Annotated in this window: 20 protein-coding genes and 1 pseudogene; 13 read left to right on the forward strand and 8 right to left on the reverse strand. The window is 29.2% G+C overall.

Translation table 11 applies throughout. The features are described from left to right. Window positions 1-76 precede the first annotated feature (76 nt). A complete protein-coding gene (gene der / locus JJC03_RS08415) occupies window positions 77-1,387 on the reverse strand; it encodes a ribosome biogenesis GTPase Der (protein ID WP_088401041.1) in 1,311 nt (436 codons plus the stop codon). 139 nt (window positions 1,388-1,526) lie between these two features. Here der and JJC03_RS08420 point away from each other — a divergent pair, with 139 nt between their 5' ends. From JJC03_RS08420 to JJC03_RS08460, 9 genes are all read left to right on the forward strand, one after another. Next, window positions 1,527-2,030, forward strand: a complete 504-nt coding sequence (locus tag JJC03_RS08420; protein WP_235874311.1) for a hypothetical protein — start codon at window positions 1,527-1,529, stop codon at window positions 2,028-2,030. Window positions 2,031-2,198: 168 nt separating this feature from the next. After that, a complete protein-coding gene (locus tag JJC03_RS08425) occupies window positions 2,199-2,825 on the forward strand; it encodes a TonB-dependent receptor plug domain-containing protein (protein ID WP_235874312.1) in 627 nt (208 codons plus the stop codon). A 32-nt stretch (window positions 2,826-2,857) separates the two neighbouring features. Next, window positions 2,858-4,435, forward strand: a complete 1,578-nt coding sequence (locus tag JJC03_RS08430; RefSeq protein WP_235873054.1) for a TonB-dependent receptor — start codon at window positions 2,858-2,860, stop codon at window positions 4,433-4,435. A gap of 49 nt (window positions 4,436-4,484) precedes the next feature. Next, window positions 4,485-5,357, forward strand: coding sequence for a heme/hemin ABC transporter substrate-binding protein (locus JJC03_RS08435; protein ID WP_088444352.1), 873 nt, complete (start codon window positions 4,485-4,487; stop codon window positions 5,355-5,357). A gap of 120 nt (window positions 5,358-5,477) precedes the next feature. After that, window positions 5,478-5,957 carry an iron chelate uptake ABC transporter family permease subunit gene (locus JJC03_RS08440; protein WP_258930415.1) on the forward strand — a complete coding sequence of 160 codons (480 nt, stop codon included), beginning with the start codon at window positions 5,478-5,480 and terminating at the stop codon, window positions 5,955-5,957. Window positions 5,958-5,983: 26 nt separating this feature from the next. Continuing rightward, window positions 5,984-6,505 (forward strand): FecCD family ABC transporter permease, encoded by a 522-nt coding sequence (locus JJC03_RS08445; RefSeq protein ID WP_258930417.1) that lies wholly within the window; start codon window positions 5,984-5,986, stop codon window positions 6,503-6,505. Between the two features lie 18 nt (window positions 6,506-6,523). Beyond that, window positions 6,524-6,739, forward strand: coding sequence for an ATP-binding cassette domain-containing protein (locus JJC03_RS18765; RefSeq protein ID WP_235873056.1), 216 nt, complete (start codon window positions 6,524-6,526; stop codon window positions 6,737-6,739). Further along, window positions 6,727-7,287, forward strand: coding sequence for an ABC transporter ATP-binding protein (locus JJC03_RS08455; RefSeq protein ID WP_235873058.1), 561 nt, complete (start codon window positions 6,727-6,729; stop codon window positions 7,285-7,287). Before JJC03_RS18765 ends, JJC03_RS08455 begins: the two co-directional genes overlap by 13 nt. Before the next feature lie 45 nt (window positions 7,288-7,332). After that, entirely contained in the window at window positions 7,333-7,842 is a 510-nt protein-coding gene (locus JJC03_RS08460) for a hypothetical protein (protein ID WP_088398475.1), read from the forward strand. Window positions 7,843-7,942: 100 nt separating this feature from the next. On the opposite strand, the gene era is transcribed toward JJC03_RS08460, so the two are convergent. Next, on the reverse strand, window positions 7,943-8,827 hold the full coding sequence (gene era, locus JJC03_RS08465; RefSeq protein ID WP_088398474.1) for a GTPase Era: 885 nt from the start codon (window positions 8,825-8,827) through the stop codon (window positions 7,943-7,945). Window positions 8,828-8,900: 73 nt separating this feature from the next. Here era and JJC03_RS08470 point away from each other — a divergent pair, with 73 nt between their 5' ends. Next, window positions 8,901-9,323: a group III truncated hemoglobin gene (locus JJC03_RS08470; protein WP_258930422.1), complete on the forward strand. Its 423-nt coding sequence runs from the start codon at window positions 8,901-8,903 to the stop codon at window positions 9,321-9,323. An 8-nt stretch (window positions 9,324-9,331) separates the two neighbouring features. Here JJC03_RS08470 and JJC03_RS08475 read toward each other — a convergent pair whose 3' ends face one another. The 5 genes and pseudogenes from JJC03_RS08475 to JJC03_RS08495 all read right to left on the reverse strand — a co-directional run bounded on the left by JJC03_RS08475 (window position 9,332) and on the right by JJC03_RS08495 (window position 15,044). After that, window positions 9,332-10,108, reverse strand: a complete 777-nt coding sequence (locus JJC03_RS08475) for an RMD1 family protein (RefSeq protein ID WP_088398478.1) — start codon at window positions 10,106-10,108, stop codon at window positions 9,332-9,334. Between the two features lie 146 nt (window positions 10,109-10,254). After that, on the reverse strand, window positions 10,255-11,718 hold the full coding sequence (locus JJC03_RS08480; RefSeq protein WP_103714602.1) for a lipopolysaccharide biosynthesis protein: 1,464 nt from the start codon (window positions 11,716-11,718) through the stop codon (window positions 10,255-10,257). Window positions 11,719-11,732: 14 nt separating this feature from the next. Continuing rightward, window positions 11,733-12,218 (reverse strand): GNAT family N-acetyltransferase, encoded by a 486-nt coding sequence (locus JJC03_RS08485; RefSeq protein ID WP_088398472.1) that lies wholly within the window; start codon window positions 12,216-12,218, stop codon window positions 11,733-11,735. A gap of 127 nt (window positions 12,219-12,345) precedes the next feature. Then, window positions 12,346-13,074, reverse strand: coding sequence for an FkbM family methyltransferase (locus JJC03_RS08490; protein WP_258930426.1), 729 nt, complete (start codon window positions 13,072-13,074; stop codon window positions 12,346-12,348). Between the two features lie 223 nt (window positions 13,075-13,297). Next, window positions 13,298-15,044 (reverse strand): annotated as a pseudogene (locus JJC03_RS08495) (ABC transporter ATP-binding protein). A 51-nt stretch (window positions 15,045-15,095) separates the two neighbouring features. On the opposite strand from JJC03_RS08495, the gene JJC03_RS08500 reads away from it, so the two are divergent. Both JJC03_RS08500 and JJC03_RS08505 read left to right on the forward strand, forming a co-directional pair. Then, complete coding sequence (locus tag JJC03_RS08500; RefSeq protein ID WP_088398469.1) at window positions 15,096-16,046, forward strand: GSCFA domain-containing protein; 951 nt, start codon at window positions 15,096-15,098, stop codon at window positions 16,044-16,046. A 2-nt stretch (window positions 16,047-16,048) separates the two neighbouring features. Beyond that, the gene (locus JJC03_RS08505) at window positions 16,049-16,660 is read left to right on the forward strand and encodes a DUF4230 domain-containing protein (RefSeq protein WP_235873059.1); all 612 of its coding nucleotides are present in this window, start codon (window positions 16,049-16,051) and stop codon (window positions 16,658-16,660) included. A gap of 445 nt (window positions 16,661-17,105) precedes the next feature. On the opposite strand, the gene rho is transcribed toward JJC03_RS08505, so the two are convergent. Next, on the reverse strand, window positions 17,106-18,896 hold the full coding sequence (rho, locus tag JJC03_RS08510) for a transcription termination factor Rho (protein WP_088398467.1): 1,791 nt from the start codon (window positions 18,894-18,896) through the stop codon (window positions 17,106-17,108). Window positions 18,897-19,066: 170 nt separating this feature from the next. Between rho and JJC03_RS08515 the strand changes: the two genes are divergently transcribed. After that, window positions 19,067-19,474 (forward strand): DUF4293 domain-containing protein, encoded by a 408-nt coding sequence (locus tag JJC03_RS08515; RefSeq protein WP_088398466.1) that lies wholly within the window; start codon window positions 19,067-19,069, stop codon window positions 19,472-19,474. The last annotated feature ends 46 nt before the right edge of the window (window positions 19,475-19,520 follow it).

The following is a 19,520-nucleotide window of genomic DNA, read 5'->3' on the forward strand; positions in this document are numbered from 1 at the left end:
AAGTGGAAACTTTAAAAAATAAAAAAGCCATTGCTTGTTTTAGGGCAATGGCTTTTAAATGAAATAAGAGAGTATTTTATTTTTCTCTTATATATATATCAATGGGAACTCCTTCGAAATTCCAATTATTTCGGATTTTGTTTTCTAGGAAACGTTTATAAGGATCTTTTACATATTGTGGTAAGTTAGCAAAAAACACAAATTGTGGAGATTGTGTAGGAAGCTGCATACAATATTTAATTTTTATGTATTTACCTTTAAGTGCAGGTGGTGGCATATGTTCTATGATATTTAGCATATGTTCGTTGAACTTAGAAGTAGGAATGCGTTGCTTTTTATTTTCGTATACTTGAACTGCCGCTTCTAAAGCTTTTAATAAACGTTGTTTAGTTAATGCTGAAACGAAAATAATAGGCACATCTGTAAAAGGAGCTATTTGTTCACGAATTTTAGCCTCGTATAATTTAGTGGTCATAGTATCTTTTTCAACCAAGTCCCATTTGTTAACTAGAATAACAATTCCTTTACGATTTTTTTCAGCTAACCAAAAAATGTTTTGATCTTGTCCTTCAAAGCCTCTAGTAGCATCTATCATTAAGATGCAAACATCGCTGTGTTCAATAGCGCGAACAGAACGCATTACAGAGTAAAATTCTAAATCTTCTTTAACTTTTGATTTACGACGAATACCTGCTGTGTCAACTAAGTTGAACTCAAAACCAAAACGATTGTATTTAGTGTCAATTGCATCACGCGTAGTTCCCGCAATATCTGTTACCACAAAACGATCTTCTCCAATTAGCGCATTTATAAATGAAGATTTACCAGCGTTAGGACGACCTACTACGCAAAAACGTGGTAAAGGATTTTCTTCTTCGACTACTTCTGGCATCTCAGGTAGTACCTCTACTAATTTATCTAATAGTTCTCCTGTGCCACTACCGCTCATACCAGCAATAGTAAAGTAATCTCCTAGGCCTAAATTATAAAACTCAAGAGCATCATCCATGCGCTTACCTGTGTCTACTTTATTTACAGCTAGAAGTACAGGTTTTGTTACTTTTCGTAGTAATTTAGCTACTTCTTCATCCATAGGAGTGATGCCTTCTTCTACATCTACTACAAAAATAATAGCGTCTGCTTCATCTATAGCCAATTCAACTTGTTTGCGTATTTCACCCTCAAAAATATCATCAGAACCTTTGATATAACCACCTGTGTCGATTACAGAAAACTCCTTTCCGTTCCATTCACTTTTTCCATAAATACGGTCACGCGTTACCCCTGCAACAGAATCTACAATAGCTTCACGACGTTGAATTAATCGGTTAAAAAAAGTTGATTTCCCTACATTAGGTCTTCCTACAATGGCTACGATATTATTCATTTTTCATTTTTTGAGTCCGCAAAGGTAAAAAAAACAAATCGGTTACACATTCTTTTTAAGAAAATTATATTGCCATGAATCTGATTTTTATATATTTGCTTCTCCCAAAAAAACTTAAATGAGAAAAATTATCCTGTTAATGCTCGCAATTATCATACTCATGCATGCTGGGGTAGTTAGTTCTTTTTTTGAGATCAAACAGGATTTTTTAAAATCAAAAATATTAGAAAATTATTCTGAAAATGATTGTTTTACCATAAAACTATCTTTGAAAGAATTTCTTAGAAGAAAAATTTCAGATAATGAAATAATAATAAATAAAGAATTTCATGATATTATTGAAATTAAAACTTTACATCAATCTGTCGTTTTAAAATTAATTAGTGACCGCATTGAAAAAAGCTATCTAAATAAAACAAAAGATTATAAAGAGAAGAGTAGTGCAGGAGCTAAGAGTAAAAATAATAATTTGAAAATTAAGTTTTTATACTGTGATCCTGTGGCTGATTTTTTTTTAGTAACAAATAATATAGTTTGTGATATTCAGAAATTATACATAAATGATCTGAAAGTTTATTTAGAAAATGAACAAGGAATAGAATCACCTCCTCCAGAATGTATATTAATGAATAAAATTGTTTGATCAATTTTATTAAAGTAATCTTAATTTTAATCAATAAAATTTAAAATAATAGAAAGGAATAATCTGTTTTTGGATTCATTCAATTTATTATTATTTTATTTTTATTTAAAAGTAAAAGTATTAGTTGATTCTAATGCACATTAAATTTTTTAAAATAAGAAAATATACATGAAAATCACCAATAAAGTAGGAGTCGCTTTATTAGCACTCTCTTCAATTCAAGCCATTTCTCAAGAACATAAGAAAAATACAGAAGTAAACAAACTAAATGAAGTAGAGGTTACAGCTACTTCACAATCTGATAAAACATTATTAAAACAGGCAGCATCTATTTCTAAATTAGAATCAAAAGAAATCCAACGCGGTACAGGGTTGTTTTTTGATGATGCAGTAAATACAAATATTCCAGGAATGTTTATGCAACGTCGTACTGTATCCGCTGGTCAAACTTTTAATATTCGTGGATATGGAAATGGAGTAAGAGGAACGAATGGAACGAATAGTAATTTTGATTCACAAGGTGTAAAAGTATATTTAAATAATATTCCTGTAACGGATGCGGAAGGAATTACCTTAATGGATGATATTGATTTTAATTCTATAGGGGAAGTTGAGGTTTTAAAAGGACCCGCAGGTTCATTATATGGATTAGCTATTGCTGGTGCTGTAAATTTAAAAACTATTAAACCTGAAGCAGGAAAAATCTCCCTCTCCCAGAATACTCTGTTTGGAAGTTATGGCTTAAGACGTTTAACATCACAAATAGCTGTGGGTAGCGAAAAAGCATCTTTTTAGTTAATTATGGAAATCAAAAATATGATGGATTTATGAATCATACGGCTTCTAAAAAAGATTTTGTAAATGTATTTGCTGATTTTAATCTTAATAATAAGCAAAAAATAAATACATATGTTGGTTATACTAATAGTTATGAGGAAAGAAATGGAGAGTTAACAATAGCTCAGTATCAAAATTTAGATTATTCAGGAAACCCAGCGTATATTAAAAATAATGCTCATAGTAACGTAATTAGTTTTAGAGCAGGATTAAATCATTTTTATCAACTTTGTAAAAATTTAAGTAATTCTACTTCTATTTTTGGTTCAGGTATTAGTAGTAATGTAAGTTCTGCTGGAGGATGGACAGATAAATTACCAATTAATTATGGCTTCCGTTCTACTTTTGATAGTAAATGGGATTTAGGAAATGAATTTAAATTATCAGGAATTACAGGTGTTGAAATGCAAATGCAAAATGCGCAAACAATGGCATATCCAATGGGAAATCCTGTTAATGCAGAAGGATATAATACAATAGGGCTTCTAAGAAGTAATTTATATGTGCTTTCTAAAACAAATTCTGTATTTACAGAATGGACGCTGAATTTACCATATGATTTTTCAGTAACAGCTGGAATTAGTTCAAATTATATGGGAATAGATTCAAATGATAGATTTCCTTATTTGTACAATGCTTTAGGGAATCCACAAATTACCCAGAATACAAAACCTTTAAATTTTAGTGTATCTTATAATGATCTGTATTCTCCAAAAGTAGCTATTAATAAAGTATTTTATAAAACTGTGTCTCTTTATGCTTCTTATAATAAAGCTTATAAAGCACCTGTAAGTGGTTATTTGTTTATTCCTGAAATAAATCAACCCAATACTAATTTACGTCCAGAAATTGGAGAACAAATCGAAGTAGGAACTAAAGGGAAACTTTTAGATGGTCGTTTAGGATTTGAGTTTGCAGCTTTTAGAACAGAATTTAAAGATAAGATGTCAACAGTTTCTGTTACAGATCCAAGTAATACAACTAAATTATACACTTATATGATTAATGGAGGAAGTCAATTGCATAAAGGCGTAGAAGGTAACTTAAAATTTGAAATGATAAAAACAGGAAATAGTATCTTAAAATCATTAGCACCTTTTGTAAATGGGTCTTATTCTGATTTTAAATACCAAGATTATAAATTTAGTAGAACAACTACGGGAGCTAATACAGCTCAAAATATTTATGATTTTTCAGGATTAAGCGTTTTAGGAACTCCTAAATGGGTTGCTAATGCAGGTGTAGATTTTGTTACTCAATTAGGTATATACGGAAACGTAACATTTAATCATAGAGGAGCGTCTAATTTTGCATACGTTCCTGTAGATAGAACAAAATCTAATTTAGATGTTTCTACAGCAGATAAATACAACTTGTTACATGCTAAATTAGGGGTTAAAATAAATGTAATTAACCACTTAGATTTAGATGTTTTTTCAGGTGTTAATAATATAACGAATGTACAGTACTATCAGATGGTCTTCGTTAATCAAATGCCAGATGCTTATATTCCAGCTCCTTTAAAAGCAACTTTCTTTGGAGGCGTAAATTTAAAATATACTTTTTAATATGATTTAGAGCGGTGTTAATACCGCTCTAAAATTTTTAATCCGTTTTATGAGAAAAATAATTTTATCTATACTAACACTAAGTTTCATTATTAGTTGTAAACGCTTTAATAATGAGGATAATCAAAATATAGGAACTGAACGTATTGTATGTATTGCAAAACAATATACCGAAATTATTTTTGCATTAGGTGCTCAAAAGGATATTGTCGCCGTTGATTTATCCAGTACATATCCAGCAGAGGTTAAAAAATTACCTACAGTAGGCTATCATCGTGCGCTAAGTGCAGAAGCTATTTTAGCTCAAAAACCAACGTTAATCCTAGAAGATAATAATATAGGTCCAGAACATGTTGTAGATCAACTAAAAAAATTGCAAATTCCAATGAAACAATTTGGAGAATATGCAAAATCTCTAGAAGGTACTGATTCTTTGATTACTGAAATGGGAAAGTATTTTCATAAAGAAAAACAAGCTAAAAAATTGTGCGACGATTTAAAAATAGATATGGATAAAGCATTCGCTACAGCAAAAAAATATGCTAAAAAGCCAAAAGTATTAGTGATTCATTATGGACAAGCATCCAATGTCTTTTTAGTTATGACGAGTAAGAGTGTAGGTGCTAAAATGATAGAATGGGCTGGAGGAGTATTATCTATTCAAGATGAAAAAGGAATGAAACATTTGTCACCAGAATTAGTTGCCGCTTCAGATCCTGACGTAATATTAATGACTGATTTTGGATATGATAAATTAAACGGTGATTTAAATAAGATCAAAGATTTACCAGGTGTTGCGAGCACTAAAGCATTTAAAAATAAAAAAATTTATAGAATTGAAGAGCATGATTTAGTATATATGGGACCTCGTACAGGTAAAAATGTATTATTAATTCAAGAGTTAATTCATAGAGGAGAATAGTTCAATAGAGCGTTTTAGTATTTATGTATGATGGATAGAGATGAGTAAAAATTAATTTAAAATTTATACTATTCTAATATAAATTATGAGGTTTACATCTTTAAAATTTAAAATAAGTTAGTGAAACAAAATAAAAACATATTACTCTTAGTACTATTTATTTGTTTACTAATCGTTACTGCTCTAGCTTCTTTACGATATGGAGCAGTAGCGATTTCTATAGAAGAAATAGAAAGTGCTTTTTTTCATTGGTTTTATAATTTTCAAAATTTACCACTTAATGAACGTATTTTTTTAGAAATCCGTTTGCCTAGAACGATTTTAAGTGTAGTTGTAGGGGCTGTATTAGCCGTTGGAGGTGTACTCCTTCAATCTTTGTTTAGAAATCCAATTGTAGAACCAGGAATGATAGGTACTTCTAGCGGAGCTGCGTTTGGAGCTGCATTTTTTATTGTTTTAGGGAATATACTAGAAATTTCAATAGGGGAATGGTCATTACCTTTAGTAGCTTGTTTAGGAGGTGTTCTAGGAACAATGTTTGTATTAATATTGTTGGATACCAATAAAAAGGAAAAGATTCAATTACATTATTATTACTGACAGGTGTTGCTATTAATGCTCTTTTTATGAGTGGAGTAGGTTTTATGGGGTATATCGCACGTGATCCACAAGCTCGTTCTATTACTTTTTGGAACTTGGGAACCTTATCAGGAGCTAATTGGAAATCTGTCCAAATAGTAAGTATTATTGGGTTTTTAGGTATTTATTTTGCTTTTAAATTAGGGAAACCACTTAATACACTCATTTTAGGGGAAGATGAAGCAGGTTATTTAGGAGTTGATTTAAGAAAATTAAAATTAAAAGTATTAACGATTAATGTTATTATGATTTCTGTTGCAACTTCATTTGTTGGAGTTATTGGATTTATAGGTTTAATTGTTCCTCATATATTAAGAATGCTTATAGGTTCTGATAATCGAAATTTAATTTCATATAGTGCACTTTTAGGGGGAATTATTTTATGTATTGCTGATTTTGTTGCGCGAAATATTTTGAGTCCGGCAGAACTTCCTATTGGGATTGTTACTTCTATAGTAGGAGTACCTGTTTTTATTTTTCTTTTACGAAAACGTAATTATTTCTTTTAATATTAAAAGTTTAACGCAATGATACGTATTGAAAATATCAGTTATAAAATAGGTAATAAAACGATACTTGAAAATATTTCAACTACTTTTGAACCAGGTAAAATTAATCTTATTATAGGTCCTAATGGTGCAGGTAAATCAACTTTAATCAAATTGATTAGCGGACAGATAAAACCTTCTGAAGGAAGACTTTTTTTTCAGAATATACTAATAATCTTTCTATGGATCAGTTAGCTAAAAGAAGGGCTGTGCTTTCTCAAAATATAGAAGTTCATTTTCCTATTAATGTACAAGAAATAGTGATGATGGGGCGTTATCCTCATTTTGATTCTATTCCTACTCCAAAAGACCGTGAAATAGTAAATAAAGTAGTAGCGTTTTTTGAAATTGAAAACTTGGTTGAACGTAATTTTATGACCCTAAGCGGAGGTGAAAAACAACGTGTTCATTTTGCCCGTGTAATGGCACAGATATGGGAAGAAGAAGAAGATCGAATTCTTATTATGGATGAACCCTTGACTTTTTTAGATATTCATTATCAATATGATTTTATGTATAAGATAAAAGAGTTAAGCAAACAAAAAAAATTACTTATTATTGGTGTTTTACATGATTTAAATCTTACAGCTAAATTTGCAGATCAAATTTATGTCATTAATAAAGGGTATCTTAAATATACAGGAACTAAAAAAGAAATATTTAAGCCTGAAATTATTGAAAAGATATATGCTATTAAACCAATGATTTTTCAAAAAGAGAATGAATATTTTATAAGTTTTTAATAATTTCCTTACCTTGGTTACGCTCTAATTGCATAATCAAATTAAATGGAAACTAAAAACACTATTAATTTACGACTACGATTTTATAAAGATATTGACGAAACGGTTGATGCCGTTAGACAAAAATTTATAGATTACAAAAGTCAAATTTCTTCTGATTACATAATGAAAATAAGAAGAAATCATATACAATTTACTATAGGAGGTGTCAAACAACGTTACTGGTCTCCTTATTTAACCATAGAGTTAGAAGAAAAAGAAGGGAGTAGAGGACAAGCTACTCATATTAGAGGGCTGTTTGGACCTGCTCAAACTATGTGGACATTTTTTATTTTTATGCATTTCATGGTGGCAGGTATTTTTACCGTTTTTATGATGTTTGCTATTTCTGATTATATGCTCAAAAAAAGTCTTATATCTGATTTTATTGTAATGGGGTTAATGGTTTTTAGCTGGATATTATTATACATTCTCGGCCGTCAAACACGTGAAAACGGATATGGACAAATGAACGAATTAGAACAAGAATTTTTAAAAATTATTGAAGAAGCCTAATCTTAATTGTTTAAAAAAATAGCACTCCTTTAAATGATAAAAGGAGTGTTATTTTTTATATAAATAAATCCAACTCTAAATTATTTTTTATACCTATTACTTATTTCTGGTTATATCCAAAACGTCTTAATTGTCTTTCGTTTGAGCGCCAATCTTTGTTGACTTTTACATATAATTCAATGTGAATTTGTTTGCCAAAGAATTTTTCTAATTCTTCACGAGCTTGAATCCCTACTTTTTTAATAGCAGCTCCTTTGTGTCCTATGATAATACCTTTCTGAGTATCACGTTCTACCATTATTAAAGAACGGATTCTAATAATGTCGTCATCTTCCTTAAATTCTTCTGTTTCTACTTCGCAAGCATAAGGAATTTCTTTGTCATAGTTTAATAATATTTTTTCACGAATCGCTTCATTTACAAAAAAACGTTCAGGTTTGTCTGTTAAAGCATCTTTAGGATAATAAGGTTCTGATATAGGTAGTAATTCTATAATTCTATCAAAAACTGCTTGTACATTAAAATTTTCTAAAGCAGAAATAGGGAAAATTTCAGCATTAGGCACTTTTTCTTTCCATAAACTTACTTGTTCTTCTAGTTGCTCCTGATTTGATTTGTCTATTTTATTTAATAATAAAAGAACAGGAATTTTAGAGTGAATAATTTTATTAAAAAAAGCTTCATCTTTTAAATCTTTTTCACCTATTTCAACCATGTAAATTAGTACATCTGCATCTTCAAATGCTGATTTAACAAAATCCATCATAGAACTTTGTAGCTCATATGCAGGTTTAATAATACCAGGGGTGTCAGAAAATAATATTTGAAAATCATCACCGTTTACAATACCTAAAATTCGATGACGAGTTGTTTGTGCTTTACTCGTAATGATAGATAATCGTTCACCTACAAAGGCATTCATTAGAGTTGATTTACCAACATTAGGATTTCCTATGATATTAACATATCCTGCTTTGTGCGACATAATGTACTTTTTTTGCAAAGGTAGGAAATAAAAATGGATGCTTTGTTTTCTGATTAATAGAAAGACTCTTTAGATGATAAAAATCAATAATTTTATTAATTTAATTTCTTATATTGGTCATATTATGAGAGATATTGAAACAAGAGAGGACTTATTGTTTATAATGAAGGAATTTTATGATAAACTTTTAGCAGATGATAAAATTAATTTCTTCTTTAATAAAGTGACCCATGTTGCTCAACATTTAGATCAACATTTGGATATTTTGTGTACTTTTTGGGAACAAGCCTTGTTTTTAAAAGGAGGATATGTGAATAATATGTTTCAAATACACAAAGACGTTCATGATAAATTACCGTTCCTAAAAGAACATTATGATATTTGGTTAGATTATTTATACGATAGCATTGATCCTTATTTTGAAGGAAAGGTTGCAGAACAAATGAAGAAAATGGCAGTTAATATGGCTACAGTTCTAAAAATTAAATTAGTTTAAAGACGTTATTATCTAATAAATGACATTATTATTTCAAAAGTTATTAATAAGATAATGATCCATTCTAAACGTGAGCTTTCTTTTACATTAAGAACTTCTGTGAAAATTTTTAAATTGTTTTCTACTATCGATAATCGGTAGTCAACATCTTTAAAACGAGGTAGAATCTCAAAATTAAATTTCATTTTTTTATTTAGAGCATCTAATCTTTCATTTTCCCAAACGGAGTTAGGATCATCTAATATGTATAAATTATCAACGATGCTATTTTTTACATTTAATACTTGACCAATATATCTTAAAAGATTTTTTTTAGAAATATTTATTTTTCCAGTATTCTCTAATTGAAGGATGAACTCTTTGGTAGAAGAGACTAATTTGCCTGTAATAATTTCATAATATTCGAGTGCAACTGATTGCGCCACATTCAACATGATGATTCGTATAGCTGAGCTGTCTAATTCAGTTAAAATTACTTCATTATTTTTAACCTCAAAGTATGTGTTTTCTTCTTTTATATTAACATAATATTTTTCTTTTAAAAGCATAGCTATGGGAGACTCTTGGTGTTTTCTTATTCTTTCCAGCCATTCTGCTTCCTCTTCAGTATTAAAATTAGCAAAAACAACTACACCATAATCTAATAGATAAATAAACTTATGTTGTTCGATTTGTTTAAAGAACTCTGAGCCAGAAAAAGTATAATTACCTCCTTCTAACTCATTTCTGAAATTTTTGATATTAATGATTTCAGCTAATTGAATGGCAGTAACTTTTATTTTCATAACATTACACATTGAGTTACTACAAATTTACAAACAAAACAGCTCTTTGTAATGTTTGTTGTGGAGAAAGTGTTTGAAAATCAGTTGTGTATTGTTTTTGAAATAAGGAGTCTTTTCTAGTAGTTTAATTGATAATATCAATCATTCTATCGCATTAATGATTTGGGTAGAATATCTTTTATGGGAACAATTTTAAAGATCCAATTCATTATACAAAATATACTTAATGCTACAAACGGTTTGTAACATAAATTAATTAATTTATAAGAAGTATTAGGTAATAATTGACCAATAATAATTACAAAAATGAGGACTAATGATAAGTGTAAAAATTTCCAGCTAAACGGATGAATACCAAACTTCTTATAATTAAAATAAATTTTAATCAAGTTATAGGTCGTCAATGAAATAGCAGTTGCTATAGATACACCGATGATTCCTAATTTAAACCAAAATAAAAAAATGAAGTTAGTCAAAATCGTTAATAGGGCTAAAGCTACGGTAGTGGTATTATTAAATTTATAATATTTAGAATTAGTAATAATATAGCCATTAAAACCCGTTGCTAAATCAAATAGCAAGGCAAATCCCATAATATATAATACAGGCAATCCTTTAGCTAATTTATCACCATTTTTCATCAAAGTAAATAAATCTTCAATGCCTACGGTAACTAATCCAAATAACAGAACTCCAATTACGAATAAGTATAAAGATGTTTTATGATGTAAATTTTTTAAATCTTGCATTTTATTTTCGGAAATATATTGTGCAATAATAGGAGCTGAGATACTATAAACACCTAATGCAGGAACAGTTATCATTCGGACTAAGTTAAGTGAAGTATTATAAATAGAAACCTCTTGAAAACTCAACATTTCACCTATCATATAGGTGTCAATATTCAATGCAATGACTGATCCCATACTTCCTAAAAAGGTATAAAATGAATATATGAAAAGATCTTTGCCAAATTTATTTTGTTTTAGAAATGTAAAATCAACTTTTTTAGTTAATTTTTCTAATCGATTCAGGTAAAATAGCATTCCTAAAAACGCCATTCCAAAAAAAGCAACAAAAATCCATAAAGCTTGTTCTTCTTGTAATTGGTTCCAAAACAATAAAATAAAACCCGTTATCATTCCCAACTTTGGAAATAGATTTTCAAAAATATTAGGAACGACAATTCGTTTTTTTATTGAAATATATTTTGATGTTAATTGAATTAATGAAAGTAATAAGGCTACTGAAAGAATATAAGGCGTATAAGCCCAGAAATTCATTATTTTAATACGTGGAAAAAGTAGACTTGCTAAACCTAATAATATTAACCCTAGTAAAAAGTTGCTGAGGATAAATACAACAGAAAACTTAAATAAATCTTGTTCAGTATTCTTTTCTGACATCTCAGGAAAGAAACGCACGTTAGCGTGCATAATGCCTAATGCTATTACTGGTAAAATCAATAAGGCAGTCTGATATACAAATTGTAATTTTCCTGAAAAATCTAAATTATATGGATATAAAAATACGGTAGAAAAAATACCTACTAATGTACTAAAGTATCCTACTATACTATATTTAATGCTTTGACGGGCTATTACACTCATTTCAGATAATTTATTTATTTACTTTTTAGGGTTATTAACTCTTTATTCCAATAGATTTTTACAGCTGAAAGTATTTCTGTTTCAAGTCTTTCATTTATTAGAACATCAAATCCACATTTTTTGTAAAATATTAAAGGAGAAATGTATACTTCTCCATTGGATTTTTTTGAATTATTATGGTCTATTACCCATCCAAAAAGTTTATTTTCAGATGTTTGTATTTTTTTGATCATCATTTTTCCTATCCCTTTACCTTGAATAGTATGGCTTAGTATAATTGCAAACCAGCGTTCTTCCTCTCTGTTAAAGCTATATGCCCAGCCTGTTATTTTTCCTGTATCAGTAATATATAAAAAATGTCTTTGATTTTTTATTTTACTTAGGTAATCTTCAAAAGCTTCATGATTCTTGTAATGTAAAGAGACAGGATATTCTGTATTCCATAAGTTTAATAATTGTAACTTATGGTCTGAATTCAGGATTTTAACTTCTTTTATCATGTTTACTAAAGAGGTAGAGAGCTGTTAAATTATTTTGAAAACAAGGCAGTATATGTATTAATAATATTGTTTAATAAAAATCTTCTGGGAAGATAAAAATTTGAGTATTGATATAAAAGCTTTATAATTATTTTGGAATGAAAATAAAATTATTAATGTATTTATTAAAATCATTCAAATAATCATCCTTTTGAAAAACTTCCATTTTAGAAACTTGAAATGGTTTTAAACTCAATGATTTTCTGTCAAAATAAAAAACCTCGTAATTAAAACTTTTGATAAAATTAAAAATTTCATTGATAGGGTAATGCGCGTGGCGTAATTCAATTTCAATAATAAATGTAGGTTTTAATATTTCTAACACTTTTTTACTTCCCTTAATAGTATCAAATTCATGTCCTTCAACATCAATTTTTACAAGATCTAATTTTTCAATATTATTTTGAATTACCCAATCATCTAATGTAATCGTTTTAATTTCTATTTTTTCTACGTTATCTCCCATATCTTCTAACGAAGCACGAGTATCTTGTAATCCGTTTCCTTTTTTAGGAATGTGTAATACTGAAGTGCCTGTAATTGAAGAAACAGCTAAGGAGAACAACTTGATTTTTGGGAATAATGGTTGTATATAGTTTACTAAAGATTCATTGGGTTCAAAACCAAAAATTTTTCCAGATTTAATTTTCTTTTCGGCTTGATATAAATAAATACCCTTGTTAGTTCCTATATCTACAAATACTGAATCTTCATTCAATAATTGATGAATTAATAATAATTCAGGTTCACATTTATAATTTCCTGTTCTTAATGAAGCAAGGGTTTTGTAGTATCTTTTTTGTATAAAGTAGGCCAAAATTTGTAGGCTAGTTTGATTAAAAATTCCATCTGTTATGTTATTTAACCATAAAGAGCAAATAGTTTTTTAAAAAGAATACTATAGCAGTGAATCTTATGGTCGTAGTTTTAGTGATTTTTATATTAAGTTTCTTTGTTCAAAGGTAGCCTTTTATATAAAGGCAGACAAATGTAGTTTGTTTGTAAAACGTCTACACAATTAGATATTATATCAAAGTGTTTTATTTTCGTTCGCCTATTTGTTGACGCCACATGGCATAATATAAACCTTTGCTTTCTACTAAATCATTATGTTTGCCTTGTTCAATAATTTTACCTTTTTCAAGAACAAAAATTTTATCTGCGTGCATTATAGTAGATAGGCGATGAGCTATTAAAACGGTTATTCGATCGTTATTAGAAATAGATTTAATAGTTTCATTGATAGCTTCTTCAGTAATAGAATCTAAAGCAGACGTTGCTTCATCAAAAATTAGAAGATTAGGATTGCGTAAAATAGCTCGTGCAATAGATAAACGTTGTTTTTCACCTCCTGATACCTTAATTCCTCCTTCTCCAATAGTAGTATTTATACCATTTTCTGCTCGATTTAATAGATTTTGACAACTAGCCTGTTGTAAAGCACTTAATAATTCCTCATCAGTAGCATCTGGTTTTACAAAAAGTAAGTTTTCCTTAATTGTTCCTGAAAATAGTTGAGCATCTTGTGTTACAAATCCTAGTTGTTTTCGTATTTCTAGTAATTCTACTTCCGTTTCATTTATATTATTATAAGCAATATTCCCTTCGTTCGGTTTGTATAGTCCTACTAGGAGTTTTACTAATGTAGTTTTTCCTGATCCTGATGGACCTACAAAGGCAACAGTTTCGCCTTTTTTTATTTCAAAAGAAATGTTTTCAACAGCTTTAAAACTAGCTGTTTGATGCTGGAAACTTACTTGGTTAAAAGTTAATTTTTCGATCGTACCAATAGTTTTGGGAGAGGAAGGTTTGTATTCTGATGCTTGTGATAGTAATTTTTTAAAATTGTCTAAAGAAACCTTTGTTTCATTTTTTAACGATAATAAATTGACTCATTTCCTGCAAAGGGTTGAAAATAAAAAAAGTGAAAAAAGTCATGGTTAATAAATCGCCAACGACTATTTTGCCTTGAAAAACAAAATAATACAAGGTAAAAACAACCGATGTTCTCATGAAATGAACAGTTGTGCCTTGTATGAAACTTAAACTACGGATATAACGTATTTTTTGAAGTTCAAGACCTAAGATTCTAAGTGTATTTTGGTTTAGACGAGCTTCCTCTTGTTGTGTTAGTCCAAGACTTTTTACTAATTCAATATTCCGTAAACTTTCAGTCGTTGATCCTGCTAAAGCATTTGTTTGAATTACAATATTTCGTGATACAGCTTTTATTTTTTTTCCTAAAATAGAACTGACAAAGCCTATAATGGGAGCCGTAATAATAAATATAACTGAAATCTTTATATCAATACGAGCTATGTATAAAAAAACAAAAATAAAACCTACAATCGTTTGAAAAACTAATGAAATAGAAAGATTAATTAATTTTTCAGAGTCAATTCTTACCTTTTGTAATTTGTTTAATGTTTCACCACTGCGTTGGTCCTCAAACTGTGCATAGGGTAAATCTAATGATTTTTTAATACCATCAGTATACATCTCAGCACCTGTACGTTGAATAACAATGTTAGTGAAATAATCCTGAAAATTTTTAGTAATTCTAGAAATCATAGCCAGCAAAACAGATAGTCCTAACCAAAAACCAACAGCTTTTACAAATGCTAAATCATTCCCTTTATATTTTTGAATTCCTACACCACAATCCTGCATGATTTTACCTGTAATAATTGAGTCACTTAGACTAAAACAAATATTCATACCCGCCATTAATAATGCAATAGCTAAAAGTTTGTAGTGCTTTTTTAAATATTGAAATAAAATGTCCATTTCTATAGAGTCTATATTTAGAGGATTGCTAAAATATTTGTAGTTTTGAATATGATTTTTTCATTAAAAATACCAATTAACAAAACCAACGAAACAATAGATTATCAATCCGATTTATTGTTATTGGGTTCTTGTTTTTCAGAAAACATAGGTAACAAATTTAGTTATTTTAAATTTAAGACGACAGTAAATCCTTTTGGTATAATTTTTAATCCTATCTCAATTCAAAAATTGATAAAAAGAATTGTAGAGAAAAAAAAATTTACAGAGGAAGATGTTTTTTATCATCATGATTTATGGCATTGTTTTCAAATACATTCAGAACTTTCAAATCCAGATAAAGAAGAACTCTTAAAAAAACTAAATAAATTAATTGAATTAACGAATCAGAAAATAAGTGAGTTGTCCCATTGTGTTATTACACTAGGAACCTCTTGGGTTTATAGAATGAATAAAACAGGTGAAATTGTAGCTAATTGTCATAAAGTGCCACAGAAAGAATTTACCAAAGAAATACTTTCTGTGGAAACTATTCAGGAAAGTTTAACAAATATCATTTCTTTAATACAAACTTTAAATCCAACTGTGAAATTTATTTTTACTATTTCTCCAGTGCGTCATATAAAAGACGGTTTTTTTGAAAATAATGTAAGTAAAGGAAATTTATTCTCGGCAGTTAACCAGTTACTTTCTACCTCACAGGTAAATGCTCATTATTTTCCAAGTTATGAAATTGTTATGGATGAATTACGAGATTATCGTTTTTATGAGAAAGACATGTTGCATCCTAATTCGCTTGCAGTAGATTATATTTGGGAACGATTTTCAGAAAGTTATTTTGATTCAGAAACAGTAGCCTTAATGGCTGAAATAGAGAGTGTTCAAAAAAGTCTTTCACATCGTCCATTTAATCCTAATACAGAAAGTCATCAAAAGTTTTTACAAAAATTAGAAACTAAAAAGACAATATTAATAAATAAGTTATCTCATTTATCCTTTTAATTATGATTAATCTATATAAGAAGCTATTTTTTTGGTTATTGATTTTAGTATTAGCTTTTTTTACCTATCAATATTTTACCAATGATAATAATACTGGAGCAGAGTATAACTCTAATTTAATTCAAGAACAGATCAAAAGTGTGGGTAAATTAGTTGTTACTGAAGGGCATTATTCGCAAGTGATGACTTTTAAAGACCAAGATCATTATTTAGGAGGATTGATTTCGTTTGATAAAAAAGCTTTAGTAGTAGTAAATTCAGATGTTACAGTAGCCTATGATCTGCGCCAAATGAAATATGAAATTGATGATAGATCTAAAACAATTCGTATTGTTTCTATACCTAAAGAAGAAATAAAGATTAGTCCTGATATACAGTATTATGATATTGAGCAAAGTAAATTTAATGAATTTACAGGAGCAGATTTTAATGCTATTACTAAAAAGGTCAAAATAGATTTAGCTAAAAAAATTCAAAAATCTACTTTAAAATCTAATGCTCAAAATCGTTTAATAAGTGAACTATCAAAGATATTGTTAGTAACCCATTCTATAGGCTGGAAAGTAGAATATAATGGAGGAGAAGTCAAAACAGAGGCTGATTTTAAACTTTAATATGATGTTGTTTGCTATTCTAAGTGTTTTATCTAGCTGATAACAGGTTGTGCTCGTAAATATTTAAAGAAGCAGTTTTTTAAGGTTTGCTAAAAAAATGAAAGAGAATTATTTTTTTGAATTTGTTTTAGCTAAAAGGACTTCTATTTTAATTCAATTTTTCAAGAGGATTTCCGAAAAGTAAAAGGTCAATATCTAGGGTGTTTTACTAGAGGAATTCTTATAGTTATTTATGATTTGTATCAATTAGAACTTTTTAGTTCCTTTTTGTGAAGAATCATAAATCTCATAACTTTTCGGATATATTCTTGAATCTTATTTTTATAGGGGTATGTGTGTAATAAGTTTTTTGTCTTATTTCTGTGTTAAAACTTTTACGAACCTAATTTTTTTATTCCATCTGATTTTAATATTATTTCTTTCTAGAATAAATAGGTTGTGTTTTTTAATCATTCATAGATATTAGAAACTCTTCGTTATTTCTCGTTTTCTTAAATCGATCATTAATAAATTCCATTGCCTCTACTGAATTCATATCGGCTAAATACTTACGCATAATCCACATACGTTGAATGGTTTTTTCATCTAATAAAAGATCATCACGACGTGTGCTTGAAGATGTTAAATCTACAGAAGGGAAAATACGACGATTAGCAATTTTACGATCTAATTGAAGTTCCATATTTCCAGTTCCTTTAAACTCTTCAAAAATAACTTCATCCATTTTAGATCCTGTTTCTGTTAAAGCAGTAGCAATGATACTTAATGAACCTCCATTTTCTACATTACGTGCAGCACCAAAGAAACGTTTTGGTTTTTGTAATGCGTTGGCATCAACACCTCCACTTAGTACTTTGCCAGATGCAGGTTGTACTGTGTTATAAGCACGTGCTAAACGAGTAATAGAATCTAATAGAATGACAACATCATGTCCACACTCGACTAAACGTTTTGCTTTTTCAAGTACAATATTAGCAATTTTGACATGTTCTTGTGGTTCACGATCAAACGTAGAAGCAACTACTTCTGCTCGTACACTACGTTGCATATCTGTAACTTCTTCAGGGCGTTCGTCTATTAGTAGAACTATCATGTATACTTCCGGATGATTGGCTGCTATGGCATTAGCAATGTCTTTAAGTAACATCGTTTTACCTGTTTTGGGTTGTGCTACTATCATACCGCGTTGCCCTTTTCCGATAGGAGAAAATAAATCAATAATACGAGTGGAAATAGAACTCCCTTTTTCAGCTAATTTGAATTTTTCGGTAGGAAAAACAGGGGTTAAGTGGTCAAACGAAACGCGATCTCGAACTACTTGTGGATCATGACCATTAATTTTTAAAACTTTAACTAAAGGAAAGTATTTTTCTCCTTCTTTTGGTGGTCGAACCACTCCTTTTACAGTATCACCTGTTTTTAATCCAAATAGTCTAATTTGAGAAGTTGATAAATAAATGTCGTCAGGAGATGCTAAATAATTGTAGTCGGAAGAGCGTAAAAAACCATATCCGTCAGGCATCATCTCTAATACCCCTTCACTTTCTATAATTCCTTCAAATTCATAATCAGGTTCTCTAAAATTAGTTGTCTTTTTATATTTAGGATTTTGATTGTTTGGATTGAATTTGTTTTTGTTTACTTCAATAGAAGTGTTTGGCTCTACTTCAGGGGTAATAGATGGATCATTTGTTTGTTCTGATGCTATTTCTATTACTTCTATCGCTTCCTCTGTTTGATTTTTTTCAAGGTCTAGAACTACATTTATTTCTTCTGTAGGATCGGAAGACTCAATTGTATTGTGTTGTATTTCAGTTGTTTTCTTTTTTTCTTTTGAAAATTTTTGATTTTTAGTCTTTTTCGTAAAAGCTTCTTTCTTTGTGTCAGTTACTTCTTCCGGATTAGTACCTGGTTTTTTACTATTTCCTTTTTTAGAAATTTTTTTATCTACTGTTTCTTCAGTAAAAAGAATTGTTTCTTGAATTGTATCTGTTTTTTCAGGTTCTGATTCCTCTTTTTTGTCTTTAGCCATGCGAATTCGTTTAGGTTTTGAGGTGTTATCAGATACGCTATTCGCTTCTGAAGTTAGTTTTTCGGGGTTTGAAGCTTGGAAATCAAGTATTTGGTATATTAAATCGTCTTTTTTAAGAGTTTTAAAATTCTTGATTTTCGCTGCTTTTGCAATTTCTTGCAATTCGTTTAGCTTCATTTCTTTTAATACAGAAATATCAAACATAAAGTATAGTTAGCTTAAAAAAATGGGGTTTAAAAATTGATTTTTTGAAACTTATGTTCCGAAGTATGAAGTGCTTACGGATTGTTCCTGCAATAATACAAAATTTTATTAAGGAAACAATAGTTTTTTAAAAAAAGAAAATATATTTTTGTATCAAGATACTAAAAAAGATGATTCAAAGAATTCAAAGCGTATATTTAGTTTTGGCTTTTGTCGCAATGGCGGTTTTACCGTTTCTATTTCCTCTCTGGACAGAAGGAGGGAAGGAAGTGTATTTTATGACAAATATTATTTATACTATTTTTTTTGGTCTAAGTACATCTTTATCGTTGATGAGCTTATTATCGTATAAAAAGAGACAAACTCAATTTGTATTAAACAGATTGAATATGATATTAAACTTAATTTTACTAGGATTATTTGTGTATCGTACACTAAGCGTATCTGGAGGGGTTCAGGCTCCCGTGAAGGGTATTGGGATGTTTCTTCCTATAATTACTATCTTATTGTTAGTTTTAGCTAACAAAGCCATTAAGAAGGATGAAGATCTTGTAAAATCTGTGGATCGATTACGATAAACCTATCATCTTAGTTTATTAGTGCGACTATTCCCAGGGGTGACTC

The organism is Flavobacterium oreochromis (assembly GCF_019565455.1).
Lineage (GTDB): Bacteria > Bacteroidota > Bacteroidia > Flavobacteriales > Flavobacteriaceae > Flavobacterium > Flavobacterium oreochromis.

Coding starts and splice junctions, on each gene's coding strand:
- der (WP_088401041.1), bottom strand. CDS start 1,387: ATGAATAATATCGTAGCCATTGTAGGAAGACCTAATGTAGGGAAATCA.
- JJC03_RS08420 (WP_235874311.1), top strand. CDS start 1,527: ATGCTCGCAATTATCATACTCATGCATGCTGGGGTAGTTAGTTCTTTT.
- JJC03_RS08425 (WP_235874312.1), top strand. CDS start 2,199: ATGAAAATCACCAATAAAGTAGGAGTCGCTTTATTAGCACTCTCTTCA.
- JJC03_RS08430 (WP_235873054.1), top strand. CDS start 2,858: ATGAATCATACGGCTTCTAAAAAAGATTTTGTAAATGTATTTGCTGAT.
- JJC03_RS08435 (WP_088444352.1), top strand. CDS start 4,485: ATGAGAAAAATAATTTTATCTATACTAACACTAAGTTTCATTATTAGT.
- JJC03_RS08445 (WP_258930417.1), top strand. CDS start 5,984: ATGAGTGGAGTAGGTTTTATGGGGTATATCGCACGTGATCCACAAGCT.
- JJC03_RS18765 (WP_235873056.1), top strand. CDS start 6,524: ATGATACGTATTGAAAATATCAGTTATAAAATAGGTAATAAAACGATA.
- JJC03_RS08455 (WP_235873058.1), top strand. CDS start 6,727: ATGGATCAGTTAGCTAAAAGAAGGGCTGTGCTTTCTCAAAATATAGAA.
- JJC03_RS08460 (WP_088398475.1), top strand. CDS start 7,333: ATGGAAACTAAAAACACTATTAATTTACGACTACGATTTTATAAAGAT.
- era (WP_088398474.1), bottom strand. CDS start 8,827: ATGTCGCACAAAGCAGGATATGTTAATATCATAGGAAATCCTAATGTT.
- JJC03_RS08470 (WP_258930422.1), top strand. CDS start 8,901: ATGATAAAAATCAATAATTTTATTAATTTAATTTCTTATATTGGTCAT.
- JJC03_RS08475 (WP_088398478.1), bottom strand. CDS start 10,108: ATGAAAATAAAAGTTACTGCCATTCAATTAGCTGAAATCATTAATATC.
- JJC03_RS08480 (WP_103714602.1), bottom strand. CDS start 11,718: ATGAGTGTAATAGCCCGTCAAAGCATTAAATATAGTATAGTAGGATAC.
- JJC03_RS08485 (WP_088398472.1), bottom strand. CDS start 12,218: ATGATAAAAGAAGTTAAAATCCTGAATTCAGACCATAAGTTACAATTA.
- JJC03_RS08500 (WP_088398469.1), top strand. CDS start 15,096: ATGATTTTTTCATTAAAAATACCAATTAACAAAACCAACGAAACAATA.
- JJC03_RS08505 (WP_235873059.1), top strand. CDS start 16,049: ATGATTAATCTATATAAGAAGCTATTTTTTTGGTTATTGATTTTAGTA.
- rho (WP_088398467.1), bottom strand. CDS start 18,896: ATGTTTGATATTTCTGTATTAAAAGAAATGAAGCTAAACGAATTGCAA.
- JJC03_RS08515 (WP_088398466.1), top strand. CDS start 19,067: ATGATTCAAAGAATTCAAAGCGTATATTTAGTTTTGGCTTTTGTCGCA.